The sequence below is a fragment of the Aquimarina sp. ERC-38 genome (assembly GCF_026222555.1).
Taxonomy (GTDB): Bacteria; Bacteroidota; Bacteroidia; order Flavobacteriales; family Flavobacteriaceae; genus Aquimarina.
Genome location: NZ_CP098511.1, coordinates 2,076,363 through 2,100,743 on the forward strand (window position 1 = coordinate 2,076,363; position 24,381 = coordinate 2,100,743).

The window sequence follows — 24,381 nt, forward strand, 5'->3', positions numbered from 1 at the left end:
CTCATTCTTCTTTATTGAATTGATAAAATTATGTATTATCGTTTACAATACTCACTTTTAAAACCTATATTATGAAAAAAAGTACCAATTTAGTTTGGACACTCGTGTTCATGCTAACCTTAAGTACATTCTATTCCGGATTTGCACAAATTCAAAATTCTAGAACAAAAGCTGAAGAATTCCGAAACTATGTTAGGCTGTATAAACAAGAAAAACAGAATCGTCTTCAAAAAAAGAGTTCAGAAAGTAAAGAGTCCTATCAAATGCCTCTTGGGGTTAATCCTTTTACCAGTTATCTTTCAAACAAAGGAAATGCCCGGCAATGGAGCAAGTATTACTATGATCTTGCACAAGCGAAGAAAAGAACTAAGCTAGGTAAAAAAAGAAGTATGGCTACTTTTACCGAAAAAGAGGAACCAGGTAAAAACCTAAATGACACTATTTCTAGTGCAGAACCTATTCCTAATTTCGGAAGTAGTCAAAATAATACTAATGAGTTTCAAATCAACGGAATTTTGGACAGGGAAGTAGGTCCTGATTTTAACTTTGAATTTTTTGATAGCGAAGAAGATAATGGTTCCATTCCTTTAGCTACGCCTATTGAGCTTTCAGAGCCTCTTACTGATTTTGTAACGCAAGCTAGAATTGGAGATGGTCCACAAGGAGCTGCTAGTGGGGGTAATGGAGATTTTGATTTTTATAAAGTTTCATTAAAGGAAACAGAATTAGTAGAACTTTCTGCTTTGTCATTAGATACTACGGCTATACGTCTTATTATCCTTGTATTTAATGAGCAAGGAGAAGAGTTGGATTTTTCTTTTCCGGCAGCTATAACTTTTATAGATTTCATAGCTCCGGCTACAGGTAATTATTATTTTGCTGTATATGACTTTGAAACTCTGATTGGATCAGAATCAGAAACAGAACCTCTTCAACCCTTTGATTCAGCTTCAGGTGGCGGAGTTGTATCAGAAGGGGATTACCAATTTCAACTGACTTATTACGGTGAAACTCCAGATACGGATTTTTATTCCTTTTCACTTAAAAAAGGAGATGTGTTTGGGATTGCTATCGATGGGATTACGCCTACAAATACCAGTTTATTTTTAGATGATAATGATTTAGGGATCGGTACTCGATTCTTTCAAAATTTTTTAACTCAGGAATCACCCTTACCTGATGATGGATTTACTTCTTTTTCCTACGTAATTCCTGAAGACGGTGATTATAAGCTATCTATCGGTGGATCGGTTGGTTCTTATACAGCAGAAATTATTGCTAGCAGACCAGGATTTGAAACTAATAAGAAAGGACAAAAACAGATTATATACCTAGATTATACCGGAGCTAAAACTACCCAAAAAGAACTTCTTGATATTCCTGATAGTATTGCAGTAGGTAATGAGGAGGTAAATAGAATACGGCTTTTATCTCCATTTGAAGATTTTCTTACTAACTGGGGAGTTGAAAATACAACCTTAAACCGGGTACGGTTAATTTATGAAATTGATAAAGTAGTTAAAGAAAATTTGAAAAAGGAACTAAAGGAACAATGGATCAATCCGGATCTTGATGTGTTAATACTTAGTGATCTTGGGAGTAATTTTCTAGGAGATAACATTCCAAAAATCTTAAATAGGGCTAATATTTCTTTTAGTAAAGTCATTGTGGGAGGTACCATCGAAGAATCCGGTATAGAAACTCTTGGTATTGCCAGTGCAATTGATATTGGGAACTTTAGTTTTGAGGATCAGGCTTTAGTATTGTTAGATGAATTAAGTAATGTAAATCCCGATAATCCAAATTCTATTAACAATATACTTCGTACAGATGATGTACCTATCGAAGAATTAGTTACGGTTGTTTTAGGAAATGTAATTGCTCACGAGATTGGCCATTATCTAGGAAATTTTCATACTTCTAACGAGAACGATGTATTTTCCATTATGGATGAAGGTGGTAATATAAATGGTCTTGCCGGAATTACAGATGGAGCTTTTGGCGATTCTAATACGGTAAACGTAGATTTTGCTAAAGATGTTTATAGTAATTTTGAAGGTTTTTTTCCGGAAGGATCTAATCAAACAGATGTAAATACCGCTTTTGCATTAGGTTTTGTTCCCTTTGGAAGAAAAAGTTCGTATGATAAGACCATTCCGGAATTACTGGCTTTAGAAAACCAAGTGTTAAACGAATTACAGGAAGTGGTAAGTGAAGAAATATTAAGTTATCCTAATCCACAATCAGTTTCCGGAACAGCTAGCTTACAACTAGGTACGGAGGTATATGGAGCTACTAAAGTAATGGTACTTGATATGCATGGAAGAACCATTCAAACCGTATTTGATGGAGTTATTAACCAAGGAGAGAATAAAGTAATTACCACAGATGCTCAAAACTTAAACTTATCTCGTGGGATGTATACTTATGCTATAAAATCAAATAATAAAACCTTTTCTCATAAGTTTGTAGTTAACTAATATCCTGAATGGATAAAATGCTTTTATCAGCTAAAAAACAACAACGCCTTCAAATTTTGAAGGCGTTGTTTGCTTCATGTTAAAAGGAAATAAACTAGTCCCTTCTTCTATTTTCACGAGGCTTACGGTCGTTTCCTCTTTTATTACGATCATTATTCCGGTCTCTGGGAGGTCGTTCTGTATAACCTTCCGGCTTAGGTAGAATAGCTTTACGAGAAACCTTCTTTGCGAATTTTTAAATAAAAAAGGCTAATTAAAAAAGAAATCTTATAAGTATTATAAATATTTTACTAAAATGTATTTCGTTTTTAAATTTTTGTCAAAGTTTATAGTTTTCCATATTAATAAAAAAAGAAAAGCTATATTGATGTTAGATAAAACACTCACTTCTAAATCACTACGAAATGAAAAAAAGTACAAATTTTGTCTGGATACTAGTATCCATTTTATCCTTAGGCGTATTTTCTTCAGGATTTTCACAAACTCAGATTGAAGAAACTCCGGCAGGAAGAGATTTGATGAATTATATTAATAGGTACAAAGAGAAAAAACAAAATAACCTTCAAAAAAAGAATTTTTCAGAGACAGATTCTTATCAAATGCCACTAGGGGTAAACCCTTTTACCAGTTACTTTTCAAAACAAGGGAGTACTCGACAATGGAATGAGTATTATTATGAATTAGCAAAAGCTAAAAATAAAGGAAAGCTTCGTTCAAAAATGAGCACGGTCAATTTTAACGAAAATGAAAGTGCAGGACAAAACTTAAATGATGCTATTGAAAATGCAGAAACTATTTCCAATTTTGGAAGTAGTAATGATGAAGCAAACACCGTATTTATAAATGGTACTTTAGCTTTAGAAGAAGTTCCTGACTTTTCTTTTCAGGTATTTGAAACTGAAGAGGATAATGGTGCAATTCCTTCAGCTAGTTTGATTGATCTTCCCGAACGTTTTGCTTTTTATTTTACAGAAGCAACTATAGGAGATGGTCCTCAAGGATCGGTTAACGGAGGTAATGGTGATTTTGATTTTTATAAAGTCACATTAGAAGAGTCAGAATTAACGCAGGTCATAGCCCAAGCAACAGATTCCATACCTATTAATCTAGCACTAATTATTTATAATGAACAAGGTCAAATTTTAGATTTTGATGTTCGACCTACACCTCAAACCGTTATTGAATTCATAGCTCCTGAAGCTGGTAACTATTACTTTGCTATTTATGAGTTTGAAACTTTATTTGGGGCACTGCCATTAAATCCTTTCGATCCTACTTCGGGGGGTGGGGCTGTAAATGAAGGTTCTTATGCACTGCAACTTAGTTATTTTGGCGAAACCCCAGATACGGATTCTTATTCTTTTTCCCTTAAAAAAGGAGACGTATTTGGAGTAGCAATTGACGGAGTATTAAGGACAACTGCAAGTCTTTTTTTAAGTGACAATACCCCTGGGATTAGTACTCGTGACTTTACTAATTTTTTATCTCCTAATTCTCCTCTACCATCTAATGGGCAAACTACTTTATCTTATGTGATCCCGGAAGATGGAAATTACACATTATCTATCGGTAGTTCCCTAGGACCTTATACCGCAGAAATTCTTTCTTCTCGACCAGGGCTGGAAGCTAATAGTATAGGAAAGAAGCAATTAATTTACTTAGATTATACAGGTTCAGAGTTTGTACAAAGAGAATTTTTTAGGGTTCCTGATACAATTTCAGTTAATGATCCGGTATTGAATCAAGAACGTTTCTTATCTCCATTTGAAGATTTTCTTACTAACTGGGGAATTGAAAATAATACATTCAACCGAGTACGTTTGATTCACGAGATTGATAAAGTTGTAAAAGAAAATTTAAAACAAGAATTACGTGAGAAAGGCATTAATCCAGAGCTCGATGTATTAATATTCAGTGATCTAGGTAGTGATTTTCTAGGTGATAGAATACCTAGTATTTTAAACCGGGCCGGAATTCCATTTAGTACTGTTATCGTAGGAGGTACCATTGAAGAATCAGGTATAGGAACTATTGGTATTGCAAATGAAATTGATAGTGGCAATTTTAGTATTGATGATCAAGCTTTAGTATTGTTAGATGAGTTAAGTAATGTAGATCCCAATAATCCAAATTCTATTAATAATATTCCTCGAGCAGATAATGTCCCTATTGAAGAATTAATTGAAGTTGTCCTAGGAAATGTGATCGCTCACGAAATTGGGCATTATCTTGGAAATTATCATACTACTAATTCTAATGAAGTATTTTCCATTATGGATGAAGGTGGTAATATAAATGGTCTTGCCGGGATTACAGATGGAGCTTTTGGTGATGCAAATACAGTTAATGTAGATTTTGCTAAAGATACTTATAGCTTAAATGAGTCTTTTAGTCCTTTAGGAATTGATCAAACAGATGTAAATACTGCTTTTGCTTTAAGTTTTATTCCCTTTGGAAGAAAAAGTTCAGATAATGTCACTACTGAGATTTTAGCTTTAGAAAATCAAGTATTAAACGAATTACAGGAAGTGGTAAGTACGGAAATAGTAAGTTATCCTAATCCACAATCAGCTTCCGGAACAGCTACCTTACAACTAGGTACGGAGGTATATGGAGCTACTAAAGTAATGGTACTTGATATGCATGGAAGAACCATTCAAACCGTATTTGATGGAGTTATTAACCAAGGAGAGAATAAAGTAATTACCACAGATACTCAAAACTTAAACTTATCTCGTGGGATGTATACTTATGTTATAAAATCAAATAATAAAACCTTTTCTCATAAGTTTGTAGTTAACTAATATCCTGAATGGATAAAATGCTTTTATTAGCTAAAAAACAACAACGCCTTCAAATTTTGAAGGCGTTGTTTGCTTCATGTTAAAAGAAAATAAACTAGTCCTTTCTTCTATTTTCACGAGGCTTACGGTCGTTTCCTCTTTTATTACGATCATTATTCCGGTCTCTGGGAGGTCGTTCTGTATAACCTTCCGGCTTAGGTAGAATAGCTTTACGAGAAACCTTCTCTTTACGGGTTCTGGAATCAATACCAAAATATTTGACATCAAAAACATCACCCATTTTTACTACATCACTTACATTCTCAGTGCGTTCCCAAGCGAGTTCAGATACATGTAGCAATACTTCATTACCCGGAGCATCCAGGTATTCTACCACTGCACCAAAGTCAAGCATTTTAATAACCTTTACTTCATATACGCTTCCTACTTCTGGTTTAAATGTGATAGAATCGATTTTTGCTAATACTTTATCAATACCGTTCTGATCAGTTCCCAGAATTTCTACTAATCCTTCTTCGGTTACCGGATCTTCGTTAATTACAATAGTCGTATTTGTTTCTTTTTGAAGTTCTTGTATAACTTTTCCACCCGGTCCGATCAATGCACCGATATACTCTCCAGGGATCTTAGTCGTTACCATTTTAGGAGCATGTGCTTTTACATCCGAATTAGGTTGAGCAATGGTATCTATTAATTTCTCTAAAATATGTAATCTTCCTGCGGCTGCTTGTTTTAAGGCATTTACCAGGATTTCATACGATAAGCCTTTGACCTTAATATCCATTTGACAGGCAGTAATTCCGTCTGCAGTACCGGTTACTTTAAAGTCCATATCTCCCAGGTGATCTTCATCTCCCAAAATATCACTTAATACTGCGTATTCGCCTGATTCTCCGTCTGAAATCAGTCCCATGGCAATACCAGAAACCGGTTTTTTTAACTGAACCCCAGAATCCATCAAAGCCATTGTTCCTGAACAAACCGTAGCCATAGAAGAAGAACCGTTAGATTCTAATACTTCAGAAACTACACGAACCGTATACGGACAATCCTCGGGGATCATTCCTTTTAAAGCACGTTGCGCCAGGTTACCATGTCCCACTTCTCGTCTGGAGGTACCCCGGATCGGACGTGCCTCACCCGTAGAGAAAGGGGGGAAGTTATAATGCAAATAAAATGTTTCTTCTCCTTCATAAGAAGGCATATCAATTTGGTTGGCTTCTCGCGAAGTACCCAGGGTAACAGTAGCTAAAGCTTGCGTCTCTCCACGGGTAAAAATCGCCGAACCATGTGTAGAAGGTAAATAATCCACTTCACACCAGATAGGCCTGATTTCATCCGGTTTACGGCCGTCTAATCGAAGTCCTTCTTTTAAGGTAAGGTCGCGAACCGCTGCTTTTTCTGCTTTGCGGTAATATTTGGAAACCAACTCTCCAAAATCTTCTAATTCTTCTTCAGAAAAAGTTTCTTTAATTTCTTCTTTAATTTCAGAGAAAGCTAAACCTCTTTCTTTCTTTCCATGTCCACCTTTGGCAACCGCATAAACTTTGTCATAAGCCATTTGGTGGATTTTCTTTTCTAATTCTTCATCTTCTCGTTCCGGGTCGTACTCTCGAACCTCTTTTTTACCAAAAGCTTCTGCTAGCTTAAGTTGTGCTTCACATTGCTTTTTGATATGTTCATGAGCGAATTTAATGGCTTCCACCATTTCTTCTTCGCTAATTTCTTTCATTTCTCCCTCAACCATCATTACAGAATCTGCGGATGCTCCGATCATCATATCAATATCGGATGCTTCTAATTGCTCTCGGGTAGGATTGATGATAAACTCACCATTTACCCGTCCGACCCTTGCTTCGGAAATAGCACATTCAAACGGAAAATCCGAAAGCTGAATAGCTGCAGAAGCTGCTAATCCGGCCATAGCATCCGGCATTACATTTTCATCATGAGACATTAATTGAATCATGACTTGTGTTTCAGCATGATAATCTTTAGGAAATAAAGGACGTAATACACGATCTACTAATCGCATGGTCAATACCTCTCCATCACTAGGCCGGGCTTCTCTTTTAAAGAACCCCCCGGGATATCTTCCTGAAGCTGCAAACTTTTCCCTGTAATCTACTGTAAGTGGTAAAAAATCAACGTCGCTCTGTTTGTAATTAGATACTACTGTACAAAGTAGCATACACTTACCAGACTGAACCACTACAGATCCGTGTGCCTGCTTTGCCAGTTTACCGGTTTCAATAGAAATTTCTCTCCCATCACCGAGGTCGATAACCTCGCGATATACCTTTGGAATCATATTTTAATTTTAGGTACTACTAGCTACGGTTATCATCTGAATAACCTGTAACAAGTATATTAAACATTGGTTTAGCCTTTATACTCTGGCTTGACGAGGTTGTGTTGTGTGTCGTAGTAAATGAACCAATGAAAAACTAATAAAGAAGTACGGCTTACACCGAAAAAAATAAGGAGAGACTAAAAAGCCTCTCCTTCGTCATGTTATTTTCTTAATCCTAATTCTTTAACAATAGCACGATAGCGCATAATGTCTTTTTTAATTAGGTAGTCCAGAAGGTCTCTTCTTTTTCCTACTAATTTTACTAAAGAACGTTCTGTATTAAAATCTTTTCTGTTCTTTTTTAAATGCTCTGTCAAATGTGTTATTCTGTAAGTAAATAATGCAATTTGACCCTCTGCCGTTCCGCTATCGGTTTTACTTTTACCGTGCTTTTCAAAAATTTCTTCTTTAACTTCTTTTGTTAAATACATTCCAATATTATTTAAATGATTTTTATGTATTGATCTTTTCAATCTGGCTGCAAATATACACTATTAATTATGTTGTACACTTATTGTGAACTAATTATTTTATCTAGTAAACTAAACCCTTTACCGATAATACTGTTTTCCAATAATTCTAAGTTTTAATCGGAGTTGTTAATCAAATTAATTTTCATAGTTCTCAAAATGAATGCGATATAAATGAATTTATAATGACTGAAGGATTGAAAAACTTTTAAATTCATAATAAGTAGGGGAAATTGTATATAAATTCCTATTAAAATTATTATAACAACGGTTATTTTTCTTTATTTGTATAATTCAAATTAAAAAAAACACACAAAATGAAATCAACTAACCTTACCCTTCTTTTTTGTTTTTTATACACCGGTATTTTCTACGGGCAACAAATTAAAGATACACCCACCCGGAACTGCGCTGCGGTAGAATATCTTAATAAAAAATTAGAAGATAATCCAAAATTATTAGTAAAAAAGGCCGCAATAGAAGCCGAAGTTCAGAAAAACATAAAAAGCCTGAACAAAAGTATTGACGGACAAATTATTACCATACCGGTAGTTGTGCATGTATTGTACAATACGCCACAACAAAACATTAGCGATGCACAGGTTTTATCTCAAATCGAAGTATTGAATGAAGATTTTAGGAGGTTAAATAGTGATCGTGATAATGTATGGTCACAAGCTGCGGATGTTCAGATAGAGTTTTGCCTGGCACAGGTAGATCCTAATGGAAATCCTACAAACGGGATTATTCGTAAGGCTACAAATGTAAGAGGTTTCAGTGGTGAAAATATGAAGTTTGATTCCAGTGGTGGATCTAATGCCTGGCCTACTGATCAATATATGAATATGTGGACGGCCAATTTTGCCCGTAGCGGGTTATTAGGTTTTGCCCAGTTTCCCGGATTAGGACCGGATGCTACGGATGGGGTGGTGATGGCTCCGCAATACTTTGGAAGCAGTGCCAAAGGAAACGGGTTCTTTTTGCGGGCACCTTTTGATTTAGGAAGAACGACAACGCATGAGGTTGGACACTTTTTAGGATTGCCTCATATTTGGGGTGATGGTAATTGCTCAAGAGATGACGGGATTAATGATACCCCTAATGCTAGCGGTCCTAGCGGAGGTTGCCCGATCGGTGCATCAAGTTGTGGTAGTTTAAATATGGTACAAAACTACATGGATTATTCAGATGACGGATGTATGAACTTATTTACGAGAGGACAGAAGAACCGTATGAGAGCCTTTTTACTAGGTAACGGATTCCGGGCAAAATTAGCACAATCTACTCGTTGTTCAAAAGATGCAGTAATAGATCCTGATCCTAAACCAGGATGTAGTGATGTACGCCTATCTTTTACTTTTGATAGCTATCCGGAAGATATTTCTTTTGAAATTAAAAATAGCAATGGAAACGTAGTTGCCAGTGGAGGTCCTTATACAGATCAAAATGCCGGAGCTTCTCTTAGTATTACCGAATGTTTGAATAACGCTTGTTATGAGTTGGTAATTACAGATTCCTTTGGGGATGGTTTGTGTTGTCAATATGGTCAAGGCTCTTATGAACTAGTAGGTAAAGATGGTACGGTCTTAGCTTCAGGTGCTGCTATTGGTAGTGGGGAGGCTACAGCTTTCTGTTTAGGTACAACTACTAATGTAATTAGTAATAGTAGTGCAAGAACAACTGAAACTGAGATTACACTATATCCAAATCCTGTTTTTGATACTGAAATCAATATAAACGGAGCTATATTAGGCGATCCGTATCAGATCATCAGCTTACAAGGACGTATCTTATCCAGTAGCACTTTAGATAATACAACACTTAATGTAGGTAATCTTACACCGGGTATGTATATTTTAAAAATTGGTAAAGATTTTTCTAACACCATACCTTTTGTAAAAAAATAAAGATATTTAATACAGTAATTAAAAAGGCTACCTAAACAGGTGGCCTTTTTTTAGTTAAGTAAATCTTGAAGGGCATTGTTATTTTATGAAATTTCATGATATCTAGCATTAATTTAGTGAAAAATCTTAGGAATAAAACACAAGCTAGTTTTAGCTTATTGAATGATAAGAAAATAGTGAGGTATTAATGATTTCAAGAAGAATTAACTCTAAATGATTATATTTAAACACAGTAAATACGTATAAAAAAGTAGTTATTTAATGAAAACATATCTGGAAGCAACAGCGGAGTCAGGACAGTTATTTTATCGTAATTTATTATCTAAAGGAGAATTTATAATGTTAAACTTGCTGCGTTATAATACTACTGCAGACTATAAAGCATATCCTCACCTACAACCTGCCCAACCCATTACAGGTGAAGCTGCCTATCAATTGTATATGAATGCAGTTATGTCTGAATTAAAAAATATAGAGAGTCAAGTGCTTTTTTACGGAGAAACTAACTATTTTCTGATAGGCCCACAAGAAGAAAAATGGGATGCCATGTTGTTAGTTAAACATAAATCAGTAGCCAGGTTTATGGAGTTTGCACAAACCTCAGTGTATTTAAAAAATAGGGGTCATAAAGTAGCAGCATTAAAAGACTTTCGGTTATTACCTAGTAAAGAAAAAGAAGGATTGCTATCGTTTAAGGATAGATAGCTTACTGGTATTTCAATTGCTTTAAATTTCAGTTAGTCTAAGCTTGTTAAAGTAGTTGAAAAGGTTCAATAATCTAACAAGCTCTTTCTAACTTATTTTTAATAATTTACTACACTTATTAATACTTGTAAAGTTATTACTACACTTGATTTAGCTAGTAGGTAATGGCCGATTCAGTATCAAATTCAGATATAAATTTATTTTTCGCTTTAGCTCCTGCCTGGGGGTGATAAAATCTAAAAAACCGTGCTCCAGTAAAAACTCCGAAGTTTGAAAGCCTTCGGGAAGTTCTTTTCCTGTCGTATCCCGTACTACTCGAGGACCTGCAAATCCAATCAAAGCTCCGGGTTCGGCAATATTAATATCACCTAACATAGCAAAAGAAGCCGTAGTACCTCCGGTAGTAGGATCAGTACATAAGGAAACATAAGGTATTTTGGCATCTGCTAATTGCGCAAGTTTAACTGAAGTTTTAGCCAATTGCATTAAAGACATGGCAGCTTCCATCATACGGGCCCCTCCGGATTTGGAGATAATAACTAATGGAATCCGTTGTTTTAGAGAATAATCTGCGGCACGTGCAATTTTTTCACCTACAACACTTCCCATAGACCCTCCTATAAAAGCAAAATCCATACAGGCTACTACGAGTTCATTACCATCAGATTTACCTACGGCAGTCCGTACGGCATCTTTTAAATTGGTTTTTTCCTGTGCAGCTTTTAAACGGTCGGTGTATTTCTTATTATCTTCAAATTTTAAAGGGTCTTTTGAAGTAAGATTTGCATCTAACTCCTTAAACTTATTATTATCAAAAATAATCTCAAAATACTCTTTACTTCCAATACGGACATGATATCCGTCTTCCGGACTTACGTAAAAGTTTTTTTCCAGTTGTTCGGCATCTACGATCTTACCGGTAGGAGACTTGTACCATAATCCTTTAGGAACGTCTTTTTTATCTTCGGTTGCGGTTTGAATTCCTTTTTGTGTTCTTTTAAACCAAGCCATACATTACTTACCTTATTACGTTGAAATCCTTTTTTGGTTACCTACCTCCGCTATAACGTTCCTACGTTATTTAAATCTTCAAAGGCTTTCTTTAAACGTTCTTTAAACGTAAGTTCACCTTCACGTAACCACTTTCTAGGGTCGTAATATTTTTTATTTGGTTCTTCAGAGCCTTCCGGATTACCAATTTGCGTTTTTAAATAGTCAATCTTACCGGTCATATAATCCCGGATACCTTCACAAAAAGCAAATTGTAAATCCGTATCAATATTCATTTTTATGACTCCGTATCCGATGGCTTCACGAATTTCTTCCAGAGTGGAACCGCTACCTCCATGAAATACAAAATCAATATGATTATGTTCAACTCCGTACTTCTCGGATATAAATTCCTGAGAATTTTTAAGGATTTTAGGAGTTAGTTTTACATTTCCGGGTTTGTACACTCCATGTACATTACCAAAAGCTGCAGCTACGGTAAACCGATGGCTTACTTTGCTTAATTCTTTATAAGCATAAGCTACTTCTTCCGGTTGGGTATATAATTTAGAATCATCAACATCACTGTTATCAACACCATCTTCTTCTCCTCCGGTAATTCCCAATTCGATTTCCAGGGTCATCCCTAATTTTTCCATTCGCTTCAGGTACTCCTTACAGACTGCAATATTTTCTTCAAGAGGTTCCTCGGATAAATCCAGCATATGCGAACTGTAGAGAGGCTTTCCTGTTTCTTTATAAAAAGCTTCTCCGGCATCTAATAGGCCATCAATCCACGGAAGTAATTTTTTTGCACAATGATCCGTATGCAAGATAACGGTCACTCCGTATGCTTCGGCTAACATATGTACGTGTCTTGCACCGGCTGTTGCTCCCGCAATTGCTGCTTTTTGGGCTTCATTTGATAGTCCTTTTCCGGCATTAAACTGTGCACCTCCGTTAGAAAACTGGATAATCACCGGACTGTTTAATTCAGCCGCAGTTTCCAGTACCGCATTGATAGAATTAGATCCTATTACATTGACAGCTGGTAAGGCAAAGCCTTTTTCTTTAGCATAGTTAAAAATCGCTTGAACTTCATCTCCCGTAGCAACGCCGGGTTTTAGATTATGACTCATAAGTGTTGATTGTAATTGTAAGATCACAAAAATAGTAAAATATCAGGACGCTAAAGGTTGTATTTAGTTTATTATAAAGAATTGTCATCTTCCATGGTTTTAAAAAGGATAGTTGATTCCGACATTAAAAACGGTTTTTGAAAAATTATAACCTCTAAACCACCTTTGATCCGCATTATTAGCCGGATTAAAAGTTTTAAAACCTAAATCCAACCTAACTACAAAAAAATCAAAGTCGTATCGTAACCCAAAACCGGATCCTACTGCTAGTTCCCGTAAGTCCCGGATGCCTTCAAACCTGGAGGCTTCATCAGTAATATTGTCCTGATAGTTCCAGATATTACCTATATCGGCAAAAAGCGCACCTTGTAAGGCTCCTAGAATGGGATATCGGTATTCAATATTAAAAGCAAGTTTTAAGTTGGCTTCATTAAACTCATCCTGTCCGCCACTACTACCTGGTCCTAACTCGTATGGTAACCAGGCGCGGTTATCATTGGGGCCACCGGCAAAAAAACTTCGGGCAAAAGGGATGCTATTTGCATTTCCGTAAGGAACCGCTAATCCGCCAAAAGTACGAATGGCAAAAATACGTTTACGCCCCAGATCCCAGTGTTTAATGTAATCCAACTCCAACTTGGCATACTGTGAAAATTCTACTCCGAAAATAGAAAAACGGTCATTTTCGTTTCTCTCCAGTTTGGCAAAATCAGCAATGGTGTTTAATAGGTTTCCGGCAGCAGCTAGTTTAGTTCGAAATCGGTAAAAAGTTTCATCAAAAAGATTTTCCCGTGTATTTTTAATAAAGGTATAACTGGTGGTAAAGATTAGATTGTCTTCGGTTAAGCGTTCTTTGCGTTCGTTGATATTTCGGATTTCCTGTAATTGGTCTGGCGTAATATCTTCATCAACCGTTTCAGGGTTTAGGGATTGAGCTAAAAAACTATCGGCTCCTACTGGAATTGATAGTGTATTTTCGGTATTCTCATTATTTTCATTAAAAAAGGCAGACCCGGGATTTAATACTGCTACGGCAATGGTATTTAACCGCTGAAATGAATTTCGGTAAATATTAAAGAAATTATTAGTGTTCAAGTTACGAACGTATTGTACGTTGATAACATCAACCTGATGGGTTAGGGTTTTGTTAGGTCGCCAGGTATAATTAAAAATACCGGAAGCATTTTGTTTATCCAAACCTATATTCTGTTGTGCATTAATTCCAAAAATTAGATTAGTGGTAGGCGACATGTATTTTGGTATAAAACGCTTTAGGTCAAAGGGGAAAATGATCTTTGGAAAGGTTAATTTAAAATCCATTCCAATTTCAGCAATATCAAAAAATTCACTCTCCGTATTGACCGGGTCCCGGGAAGAACCTACACTTCCTCTACCGCTGATTTCTAACAATTCTGCCCCCTTAAATACATTTCGGATCAACAAGGAACCCCCGAATCCCAGTCCGAACACTTGAATGGTAGACCTGGAAACATCAAATTCGAAATTTGCACTGTATTTTTTACGTGGAGTTAATAAAATAGTAGCAATCAGGTCTTCACCTTTAGGATCATCCAGATCGGGCTCGTACTTAATGTTAGGGTATTTAAAAATCCGTAGATTGCTTATTTGATTATAAGTAAGTGTTCTGTCCTGATCCCTGAAAATTTCTCCTGGAGTGATTAATATGGAGTTAGTAAGCGCTTTACGGGTAAATTTACGTTTCCCATAACTGAACATGCTGTATTTTCGGTAATTCGTAGTATCCTGCGGAATTTTATCGCGATTGGCATAGTTATAATCTGAGAAAATATGCACTTTACTGATTTTATGAACGGTAAAAGGATGTACATAGGTAGCGTCATCTTCAGTAACACTTTGATTATTAATTGAGAGGTTTAAATTGATCCTATGATCCGTATTAATTGTATCCGCATCATAAGTAATAAACTCTTTTTCAAAATGATAAAGTCCGGAATTTCGAAATAAGGTAGTCAAACGTTCGCGTTCAGCTTCTACATCAGCTGTTTTATACTGTGCCCCGGTTTTTAATAGGGATTCATCCAGATGCAGTTGGTAAATAGAATCAGCCACTTTAGAAGTAATACGAGTCTTTACGGCAGCTAAGGTATAAGGTTGGCGCGGTTGAATATAATAGTCAACAGTAGCTCTTTTATTATCAGAATAATCAATCTTATAACCAGTACTTACGTTAAACCATCCATTGTTCCAGTAATACGCCTGTAATCGTTTTTCTGATTTTATCGTTTTTGCACTATCAATGACTACAGGAGCCTGACCAGTTTCTTCCAGCCATTGATTAAAACCGGCATATCCCACACCTAGTCGCTTCACCTGTTTTTCTGATAATAACTTAGTTATGTTTTTTTTTAATTTGGGATGTGTTGATAACCACAGCGCATAAGCAGAATCAGGGTTTTTATTGGCAAGATTATAGATATGTAAACGTAAAGGACTGCCTAATAATTTGACATTGGGCTGTTGTGATAGCAGACTTTTTATTTTACTATCTTTGATTTTAACACTATCAACATAAATGGTATTTTCTTCAAGAAGATGGTCAGACCCGGCAACTTTTTTAACCGCATTACACGACTGTAAAAAAAGTAAAATGCTTAAAAAGCACCCTATTTGGAGAATAAAATATTTCAATCCGAACACATTATAGTTCAAAAATACATTATTTGAATGGTTAGTAAAAACCAAAAGAAACTTATCAAAAGTCTTGCTTTCAAAAAATATAGAAAACAACATGGTTTATTTATAGCGGAAGGGGTTAAGTTAATAAACGAGCTATTACAACAAGAGTTACAGGTACAAGCCATATACACTATAAACCCCGCACTATTTAGCCAGGTTACAGCAACCGTAGTAACGGTTACCGAACAGGAATTGCAGTCACTTAGCTTTTTAAAAAAATCCCAACAGGCTTTGGCTTTATTTTATGCCCCGGAGTATAACTTACAAAAGCAACCGGAAGTATTATTAACCCTGGATGATGTACAAGATCCGGGAAATTTAGGTACGCTTATTCGTTTATGTGATTGGTTTGGTATTAAAGACGTAGTTTGTTCTTTACACACCGTAGATGCCTATAATCCAAAAGTTGTACAGGCAACGATGGGTTCAATTGGTAGGGTTCGGGTTTTTTACAAGGAATTATCCGGGTTTTTTCAAACCTTATCAGAAGATACTGAAGTATACGGAACTTTTATGGAAGGTACCTCTATCTATAAAACCCGGTTTCAAAAACCTTCCGTATTCATATTAGGTAATGAAGGCAAAGGTATTTCTGATACGGTTAGCAAATGGGTCACACAACGAATTACTATACCCAAATATGATCGCAACAACCAGGTAGAAAGCCTAAATGTAGCAACTGCCGGAGCCATCTTACTAAATGAATTCCGACGGCAGTAATTTTAATTTTACTGAAAGGTAAAATTAATAAAAACTCCCTGTGTTCTCAATTTATCTATACCGGAAGTATAAGGACTAAACTCGTCATCATCCCTAACTAATTCATCAGAAGATGCAAAAATACCCCGAATGGAAGGAGTAAATTTAAAGTAATGCAGGTAAAAATCAATACCAAACCCTAATTCGAAGTAACTGGTGTTAGTAGTCATTCTGAACTGACCGTCCTGGTTATCGTCCGGATTGTCTTCATTACTGGAAAGATTGATCGAAGTGGATAATCCTCCTACAATAAAGGGTTTAAAGTTATTTAAACGTTTAGTGGATACTTTTAATAATAAAGGGATATGAATATAGGTAGAGCGTACCTCCCGCATCCTGAATTCTTCCCCAATATCCGGATCTGTAAATTCTAAGTTTCTTTGTGAAAAAGTAACTAGGGGTTCCAGGCGTAAATCGAGATAATCGTTGATTCTTAAATTTCCTAGTAGCCCAACATTAAATCCGGTGATTACATCATTTTGTACAATAATGTCATCATCAAATTCGTCTGCGGTATAATCAAAATTAAAGTTATAACTGTTAAACCCTAGGATATATCCGTAACTCAATCGTTTCTTATCAAAATTTTGAAGGTTCCGAACCCGTTCTTTTGAAAATAATTGCGCATTTACCACTTGCGAAGCGAAAGCAATCAGGATGATTAGTACTACTTTTTTCATTTGCATGTATTCTACGTACAGAATTTTAAGGTAAAACAACTTATTTTATAGCTTCATATATAGTAGCTACCCCTAGAGTTTGTGGCATGTCTTTACTACTAGTAAACCCAACTTTTAATAAAATATTGTTGAAAGCCTGTCCAAAAGGGAACACAGCAGCACTTTCACTTAAATATTCATAGGCGGTTCTATCTTTAGAAAATATTCTGCCTATCAGCGGAAGTATCTTTGAGGTATATAATCGATATCCTTGTTTAAATGGGGTTTTAGTAGGAACCGAAGTCTCTAGCACCAGTAAAGAACCGCCCGGTTTTAAAACCCGGTGTATTTCAGAAAGCCCTTTTTCCAGATCTTCAAAATTTCGAACGCCAAAAGCGACCGTTACCACGTCAAAATAAGCGTCCTCATACACTAAGTTTTCACTATCTCCTACCACCATAGTAATTTGCTTGTTCAGTCCTTTTTGCATCACTTTATTTTTCCCAACCTCAAGCATGTTTGGTGAAATATCAAGGCCTACGATCTCAGGGGCACCGGTTTCTTGCAGAGCAATGGCCAGGTCTCCCGTTCCGGTTGCAACATCCAGAATTTTTTGGGGATTTTTACGTTTCGCCAGTGCCACTACTTTTTTTCTCCAGGAGATATCAATACCAAAAGAAATAACGCGGTTTAAATTGTCGTATTCCCCAGATATGGTATCAAACATTTTTGTTACCTGGGCTTTTTTTGAACTGTTTTTGTCGTTGTACGGAGTAACCTGTTTGGCCATAGCTAAAATTTAAGCAAATATAAGCTATTGAAAATGACCAAAAGATTGCATTTCTATTAATAACTACCGTATTCCATAAAACAAAGCATGACTTTTTAACTATTTACAGAATGAGTTATGGAAACTATACTTAGGGTACTATATTATTTTATTTACAGTGCAAATTACATTATCTTTGCAACTCCTAAATAATTGTCATATAAATTCTCACAAAATAATTGATACCCGTGAAATCGTTAACTGTATATGATCAATAACTCAATTTATAAATGAAAATAATTATTGCCGGTGCTGGTGAAGTCGGATTTCACCTGGCAAAATTGCTATCATTCGAATCACAAGATATTACTCTTATTGACCCGAATAAAGAATGTTTACATTACGCTGATAGTCATCTGGATATTAGAGTAATTAAAGGTGATGCCACTTCAATTTCTATTTTAAAAGAGGCCAGGGTTCAAAATACGGATATGGTTATTGGGGTAACGGCCAGTGAAACTACTAATATCACCGTATGTGTGCTGGCAAAACAATTGGGAGCTAAGCGGACGATCGCCCGTATTTCTAATTCCGAATTTATAGAAAATAAAGAAGAAGTAGGGTTTACTCGTTTTGGAATTGATGAATTGATTTCGCCGGAAGCACTGGCAGCTAATGAAATTGAACTCTTACTAAATCAATCTGCCTTTAGTGATACTTACGAATTTGAAGATGGTGCTTTAACCATGGTAGGTACCACCTTATCCGAAGATGCACATTTTATTGGTAAAACAGTTCGGGAAGCTGCAGAAGTATTTCCAGAGTTACATTTTATGCCTATTGCCATACAACGGGCAGGAACTCAGTATACCATTATTCCCAGAGGAGATACTACTTTTAAAGAAAATGACCAGGTATACTTTACCACTTCAAAAGGAGGGGTAGAAGAGTTGTACGGTCTGATCGGTAAAGAAAAAGAACAGATTAAGAAAGTAATGATCCTGGGCGGAAGTAAGATAGGATATCGGACTACCTGTGATCTTTGCGACCATAAATTCAGGGTAAAATTGATTGAAAGTGACAAGGATAAAGCTTTTGACCTGGCAGATGAGCTTCCTTCGGCTTTAGTAATTAACGGGGATGGTAGAAATGTAGAACTGCTGGAAGAAGAAAATATTAGCGATATGGACGCTTTTATTGCAGTTACCGGAAATTCTGAAACTAATATTATGTCCTGTCTGGTAGCTAAATCTAAAGGAGTACACAAAACAATTGCTCTAGTAGAAAACATGGATTATTTTCAATTATCGCATTCTATTGGGATTGATACTTTAATAAATAAAAAATTATTAGCGGCTAATAATATATTCCGGTTTGTACGGAAAGGGGAAGTGGTAGCAATGACCAAACTCAACAATATGAATGCGGAGTTATTGGAATTTATCGTGCAACCCAGTTGTGAGGTCGCCAGTACTGCTATCCGGGAATTGGATTTTCCTCGATCGGCTATTATTGCCGGGGTCATTCGTAACGGGAAAGGAATGATCCCACTAGGGGATTTCTTTATTCAGCCCGGAGATCGGGTAGTGGTTTGCTGTCTACCGAAGGCTATTAAAAAAATTGAAAAGCTGTTCCTGTAGATGCCGAAGCTTAATTATAAAATTATCATCCATATCATGGGACTATTGTTGCTTTGCAACGGTGGTTTTATGTTACTTGCCACATTGGTTAGCTTTATTTATGCCGATGGGGTGACTGTTCAAATTATGGCTGCTTCTCTGGCAACCATGATTGTCGGGGTCATCATGATGTTTATAACCCGGGAACATAAAAAAGCTTTAGATAAGCGTGAAGGTTATATTGTGGTATCCTTTGGATGGATATTCATGTCTTTAAGCGGGATGTTACCTTATTTGATATCCGAAGCAATTCCTACGGTAACTAATGCTTTTTTTGAAACCATGTCTGGATATACCACCACCGGTGCCTCGATATTAAACGATATAGAAATTGTACCTAAAGGTATTTTATTTTGGCGTAGCCTTACGCACTGGATAGGCGGGATGGGGATTATTGTATTAGCCGTGGCAATTTTACCTTTATTAGGAATAGGAGGAATGCAGCTTTTTGCCGCCGAAGCCCCAGGTCCCAGTGCTGATAAATTACATCCTAGAATTACCGATACTGCCAAACGTTTATGGCTTATTTATTTCGGTTATACCGCAGCACAAACACTTTTTTTAAAGTTGGCCGGGATGGACTTCTTTGATGCAATCAATCATGCATTAAGTACCTTATCTACTGGAGGTTTTTCTACTAAAAATGCAAGTGTTGCCTACTGGAATGATCAACCGTTGATTCAATATATTATCATCCTTTTTATGTTTTTAGCAGGGATGAATTTTATTTTAAGCTACTTTGCTTTTAAAGGAAACTTTAGAAAATTTTTAAAAGACGAAGAGTTTAAACTATATAGTTTTTTTACCGTATCTTTTACTTTAATAGCTGCCGTCATTATTTATCTAAAAGCAGACCCTTCTATGTCAGTTATTGATCATCCTATGGTTTTAGGAGAGGGAGAGAGCGCCTTTAGGCATGCATTATTTCAGGTGTTGGCAGTTGTCACAACAACTGGATTTGTCTCAGCAGATTTTACGGTATGGACCCCTTTTTTAAAAATTTTCTTCTTCGGGTTGATGTTTTTAGGAGGTTCCGCAGGTTCAACCTCTGGGGGGATGAAAGTAGTACGCCATTTAATTACCATCCGGAACGGAATCATGGAGTTTAAAAGAACCCTACACCCTCGGGCGGTACTTCCGGTACGGTACAATGACCGGGCAATTTCAAAAGAGATTGTTTTCAATATTCTCGGTTTCTTTATTCTCTATATGCTAGCTTTTATTATAGGTTCTTTAGTATTAGGAACGATGGGACTTGATTTTGAAACGGCTATTGGTGGTGCTGCTTCTTCTTTAGGAAATGTAGGGCCTGCTTTTGGTAAGCTGAGTCCGGTAAATAATTTTGATGTATTACCGGATGCTGGAAAATGGTGGTGTTCCTTTTTGATGCTAATCGGACGTTTGGAATTATTTACGGTTTTGATTTTATTAACTCCTTTCTTCTGGAGAAATCGGTAAGAACTAATTAAAAAACTAAAGAAATAAGGGAAATATATATTTTATCAACATAATAAATTTGATTTAAAATATGAAAGAAAAGAAAAAGAAATTCTGGATAAGTTTTGCAATTGGGGTAGTAGTAGGTGTTATCGTTTATCAAATTGTGTTTAGGCTTGTGTCATAAAAAAGGAAAAACAAGACTGTTTAAAAAGCCTAATCTACTATTATTTCGAGCGCAGTTAAAAATTATAACAACTTTAATTATCAGATAATCCACGACAATCTACACTGAAGCTAGAGGATGAGCTTAATGTAACTTAATAGTAAATAGACCACTTTTTAAACAGCCAATTTTAGCATTATTTTTCTTAAATTAAGAAACCGATTCCTTAATTCGGCTGATGGCTTCTTTTATTTGATCAGTACTTGCTGCATACGAAATCCGAATACAATTTTTGTTTCCAAAAGCTTCTCCGGTCACCGTTGCTACATTAGCATGTTCTAGTAAATACATAGAAAATTCAGAAGCGTTGTTAATAGTAGTTCCATTTAAGGTTTTACCAAAATAATGCGAAATATCCGGGAATACATAAAAAGCACCTTCAGGTTCGTTACATTCAAAACCTTTAATGTCTGATAGTAGATTAAGGATTAAAGACCTTCTTTCTTTAAATTCATCGACCATGTATTGAATTCGGCTTACCGGTTCTTTTAGCGCAGTAATTACCGCTCTCTGTGCGATACAATTTGCTCCGCTTGTTACCTGTCCCTGTATTTTATTACAAGCTCTAGCAATTGCGGTAGGTGCTCCGATATATCCGATTCTCCATCCGGTCATGGCAAAAGCTTTAGCTACCCCATTTACCGTTACCGTACGATCATACATATCTTCAAATTGTGCCATAGAAGCATGATCTCCTACATAGTTAATATGTTCATAGATTTCATCACTTACTACAATAATATCCGGGTATTTTTGTAAAACATCGGCAAGTGCTCGTAATTCTGACTTACTGTAAATAGAACCACTAGGATTACAAGGTGAACTATACCAAATCATTTTGGTTTTGTCTGTAATAGCATTTTCCAGTTGTTCTGCCGTCATTTTAAAATCGTTATCAATAGAAGTGGTTACTTCTACCGGTACACCTTCGGCCAGTTTTACAATATCACTATAACTTACCCAATACGGGCAGGGTAGGATTACTTCATCTCCCGGATTTATATATACCTGTGCCACATTATATAAAGATTGTTTAGCCCCGGTAGAAACTACAATTTGAGAAGCATCATAAGTTAAATTATTATCACGTTTAAATTTAGTAATAATAGCTTCCTTTAACTCTACGTATCCGTCAACCGGAGTATACGAATTATAATTATCGTTTACCGCCTGTATGGCAGCATCTTTAATGTAATCCGGAGTATTAAAATCCGGTTCTCCTAAGCTTAATCCGATAATGTCTTTACCTTCTGCTCTTAGCTCTCGTGCTTTGGCAGCCATTGCCAGGGTAGCAGAAGCTTTTAATTGATTGATTCTGTCAGATAACTGTACGTTAGTTTTTGTAGAAGTACTCATAGGTATAAAAAAAGTAATAAGCTGGTTTATGACGATAGTGCCGGATTCATCCCCATTTCTTTTAAATGTTTAAAATGAGAGATAATCGCACTACGCGTGGTTGAATATTCATTATACGGCAAATTAAATTCTTTTGCCGTCTGCTTTACAATTTTGGATATTTTAGTATAATGAACATGACTGATATTTGGAAAAATATGATGTTCTACCTGATGGTTTAAGCCTCCCGTAAACCAATTGACCAACCGATTCTTTGTGCTAAAGTTAACTGTAGTAAACAACTGATGAATTGCCCAGGTGTTTTTCATGGTTCCCGTATTGTCCGGTAACGGCATTTGTGCTTCTTCTACCATATGTGCCAATTGAAAAACCACACTTAAAATAAGTCCGGCAACATAGTGCATTACAAAAAATCCAATAAGAATCTTCCACCAGGCAATAGCTAAAAATAGCATAGGGATTACAATCCATACTACGGCATATATAATTTTAGTTACTACAACCGTGCTCCATTGTTTTAGCGGACTTGGTAATTTACCATACGATAGTTTTTTAGCCAGGTAACGTTTGGTTTGTTTAAAATCCGTAGTAAGTGCCCAATTAAAGGTAAGTAGCCCGTATAAAAAAACAGAATAATAATGTTGAAATTTATGAAAACGTCGCCACTTGGCATGTTTTGTAAAACGAATGACCCTCCCGGCATCCATATCCTCATCATGCCCGTGAATATTAGTATAGGTATGATGCAGTACATTATGTTGTACCTGCCAGTTATAAACGTTACCCGCAAGGATATACATGCTACTGCCCATTAACTTGTTGATCCATTTCTTTGATGAATACGAACCATGATTCCCATCGTGCATCACGTTCATCCCTACGCCAGCCATGCCTACTCCCATAATAATAGTTAACAAAAGCATCCACCACTGGGATATATCAAGGGTAAGAATTAGAAAATACGGAGTTAAAAAGATTGAAAACATAATAATAGTCTTCACATGAAGTTTCCAGTTTCCAGTCCTCTTTAAATTGTTTTCCTTAAAGTACGTGTTGACCCTTTTATTTAAAGTTCGAAAAAATTTAGCCGAATCAACTCGACTGAATTTCACATTAGCATTTATCATGAGCAAGTTTTTTAAAGAGTCAAATTTGATTTATGTTAAATCAAAGGTAAATTTAAGTATTTCTATACATCTACCTTGGGTTGTGAACGTGAAATATTGAAAGAACGTGTATTTTTGTGAGTTTAATTAATAAATTGTGGAACTTTTACTTAAATATTTTCCGGACTTAACAATTGTTCAACTTCAAAAGTTTGAAAAGCTTCAATATATTTACAAAGATTGGAATGCAAAAATCAATGTAATTTCTAGAAAAGATATTGATTTTTTATACGAACGTCATATTTTACACTCGTTAGGAATTGCAAAAATTCAAAGGTTTAAACCTAATGCTTCGATATTAGATGTAGGTACCGGAGGTGGATTTCCAGGAATACCTTTAAGTATTCTTTTTCCGGAAAGTTCTTTTCATTTAATTGATACGATTGCTAAGAAAATCAAAGTGGTAAAGGAAGTAGCTAGCGCACTGGAACTGGATAATGTGTTAGCCGAACAAAAAAGAGCAGGAACTTTTGATGGTAGGTATGATTTTATTGTAAGCCGAGCGGTAACTAATATGCCTGATTTTGTAAAATGGGTTCGGAAAAATACTAGAAAGCAATCCAAACACCCATTAGCAAATGGTGTTTTATACTTAAAGGGCGGAGATTTAACCGAAGAACTAGCTTCGTTTCCTAAAGCCACGGAATATTTATTATCTGATTATTACGAAGAAGCCTTTTACGAAACTAAGAAAGTAGTGCATTTGCCAGTAAAGTATAAATTGTAGATGCAATTATTACGGGAAAGTTTAAAACTATAAACTG

The 24,381-nt window shown here is 35.9% G+C and carries 17 protein-coding genes; 8 read left to right on the forward strand and 9 right to left on the reverse strand.

Translation table 11 applies throughout. From position 1 onward, the window contains the following. Positions 1-71: 71 nt before the first annotated feature. Together NBT05_RS08700 and NBT05_RS08705 are read left to right on the forward strand one after the other, a co-directional pair. Positions 72-2,480 carry a T9SS type A sorting domain-containing protein gene (locus tag NBT05_RS08700; RefSeq protein ID WP_265773098.1) on the forward strand — a complete coding sequence of 803 codons (2,409 nt, stop codon included), beginning with the start codon at positions 72-74 and terminating at the stop codon, positions 2,478-2,480. 404 nt (positions 2,481-2,884) lie between these two features. Continuing rightward, complete coding sequence (locus NBT05_RS08705; protein ID WP_265773099.1) at positions 2,885-5,284, forward strand: T9SS type A sorting domain-containing protein; 2,400 nt, start codon at positions 2,885-2,887, stop codon at positions 5,282-5,284. A gap of 94 nt (positions 5,285-5,378) precedes the next feature. On the opposite strand, the gene NBT05_RS08710 is transcribed toward NBT05_RS08705, so the two are convergent. Next, complete coding sequence (locus tag NBT05_RS08710) at positions 5,379-7,595, reverse strand: polyribonucleotide nucleotidyltransferase (RefSeq protein WP_265773100.1); 2,217 nt, start codon at positions 7,593-7,595, stop codon at positions 5,379-5,381. Between the two features lie 203 nt (positions 7,596-7,798). Continuing rightward, complete coding sequence (gene rpsO / locus NBT05_RS08715; protein WP_265773101.1) at positions 7,799-8,068, reverse strand: 30S ribosomal protein S15; 270 nt, start codon at positions 8,066-8,068, stop codon at positions 7,799-7,801. A 356-nt stretch (positions 8,069-8,424) separates the two neighbouring features. On the opposite strand from rpsO, the gene NBT05_RS08720 reads away from it, so the two are divergent. After that, on the forward strand, positions 8,425-10,014 hold the full coding sequence (locus NBT05_RS08720) for a M43 family zinc metalloprotease (protein WP_265773102.1): 1,590 nt from the start codon (positions 8,425-8,427) through the stop codon (positions 10,012-10,014). Between the two features lie 261 nt (positions 10,015-10,275). Next, the gene (locus tag NBT05_RS08725) at positions 10,276-10,719 is read left to right on the forward strand and encodes a DUF1330 domain-containing protein (protein WP_265773103.1); all 444 of its coding nucleotides are present in this window, start codon (positions 10,276-10,278) and stop codon (positions 10,717-10,719) included. A 150-nt stretch (positions 10,720-10,869) separates the two neighbouring features. On the opposite strand, the gene accD is transcribed toward NBT05_RS08725, so the two are convergent. From accD to NBT05_RS08740, 3 genes are all read right to left on the reverse strand, one after another. Then, positions 10,870-11,730, reverse strand: a complete 861-nt coding sequence (gene accD / locus NBT05_RS08730) for an acetyl-CoA carboxylase, carboxyltransferase subunit beta (RefSeq protein WP_265773104.1) — start codon at positions 11,728-11,730, stop codon at positions 10,870-10,872. A gap of 50 nt (positions 11,731-11,780) precedes the next feature. Continuing rightward, positions 11,781-12,848 carry a class II fructose-bisphosphate aldolase gene (gene fbaA / locus NBT05_RS08735; RefSeq protein ID WP_265773105.1) on the reverse strand — a complete coding sequence of 356 codons (1,068 nt, stop codon included), beginning with the start codon at positions 12,846-12,848 and terminating at the stop codon, positions 11,781-11,783. Positions 12,849-12,947: 99 nt separating this feature from the next. After that, positions 12,948-15,518, reverse strand: a complete 2,571-nt coding sequence (locus tag NBT05_RS08740) for a BamA/TamA family outer membrane protein (protein WP_265773106.1) — start codon at positions 15,516-15,518, stop codon at positions 12,948-12,950. Positions 15,519-15,554: 36 nt separating this feature from the next. On the opposite strand from NBT05_RS08740, the gene NBT05_RS08745 reads away from it, so the two are divergent. After that, positions 15,555-16,286: an RNA methyltransferase gene (locus tag NBT05_RS08745; protein ID WP_265773107.1), complete on the forward strand. Its 732-nt coding sequence runs from the start codon at positions 15,555-15,557 to the stop codon at positions 16,284-16,286. Positions 16,287-16,294: 8 nt separating this feature from the next. On the opposite strand, the gene NBT05_RS08750 is transcribed toward NBT05_RS08745, so the two are convergent. After that, positions 16,295-17,005: a porin family protein gene (locus NBT05_RS08750; RefSeq protein WP_265773108.1), complete on the reverse strand. Its 711-nt coding sequence runs from the start codon at positions 17,003-17,005 to the stop codon at positions 16,295-16,297. Positions 17,006-17,045: 40 nt separating this feature from the next. After that, positions 17,046-17,774, reverse strand: a complete 729-nt coding sequence (ubiE, locus tag NBT05_RS08755; protein ID WP_265773109.1) for a bifunctional demethylmenaquinone methyltransferase/2-methoxy-6-polyprenyl-1,4-benzoquinol methylase UbiE — start codon at positions 17,772-17,774, stop codon at positions 17,046-17,048. Positions 17,775-18,043: 269 nt separating this feature from the next. Between ubiE and trkA the strand changes: the two genes are divergently transcribed. Continuing rightward, positions 18,044-19,393, forward strand: a complete 1,350-nt coding sequence (trkA, locus tag NBT05_RS08760; protein ID WP_265773110.1) for a Trk system potassium transporter TrkA — start codon at positions 18,044-18,046, stop codon at positions 19,391-19,393. Continuing rightward, on the forward strand, positions 19,394-20,890 hold the full coding sequence (locus tag NBT05_RS08765) for a TrkH family potassium uptake protein (RefSeq protein WP_265773111.1): 1,497 nt from the start codon (positions 19,394-19,396) through the stop codon (positions 20,888-20,890). It abuts the gene before it with no gap. 355 nt (positions 20,891-21,245) lie between these two features. On the opposite strand, the gene NBT05_RS08770 is transcribed toward NBT05_RS08765, so the two are convergent. After that, positions 21,246-22,451 (reverse strand): pyridoxal phosphate-dependent aminotransferase, encoded by a 1,206-nt coding sequence (locus NBT05_RS08770; RefSeq protein WP_265773112.1) that lies wholly within the window; start codon positions 22,449-22,451, stop codon positions 21,246-21,248. 26 nt (positions 22,452-22,477) lie between these two features. Then, complete coding sequence (locus tag NBT05_RS08775) at positions 22,478-23,578, reverse strand: fatty acid desaturase family protein (protein WP_265773113.1); 1,101 nt, start codon at positions 23,576-23,578, stop codon at positions 22,478-22,480. 136 nt (positions 23,579-23,714) lie between these two features. Here NBT05_RS08775 and rsmG point away from each other — a divergent pair, with 136 nt between their 5' ends. Then, entirely contained in the window at positions 23,715-24,344 is a 630-nt protein-coding gene (rsmG, locus tag NBT05_RS08780; protein WP_265773114.1) for a 16S rRNA (guanine(527)-N(7))-methyltransferase RsmG, read from the forward strand. The last annotated feature ends 37 nt before the right edge of the window (positions 24,345-24,381 follow it).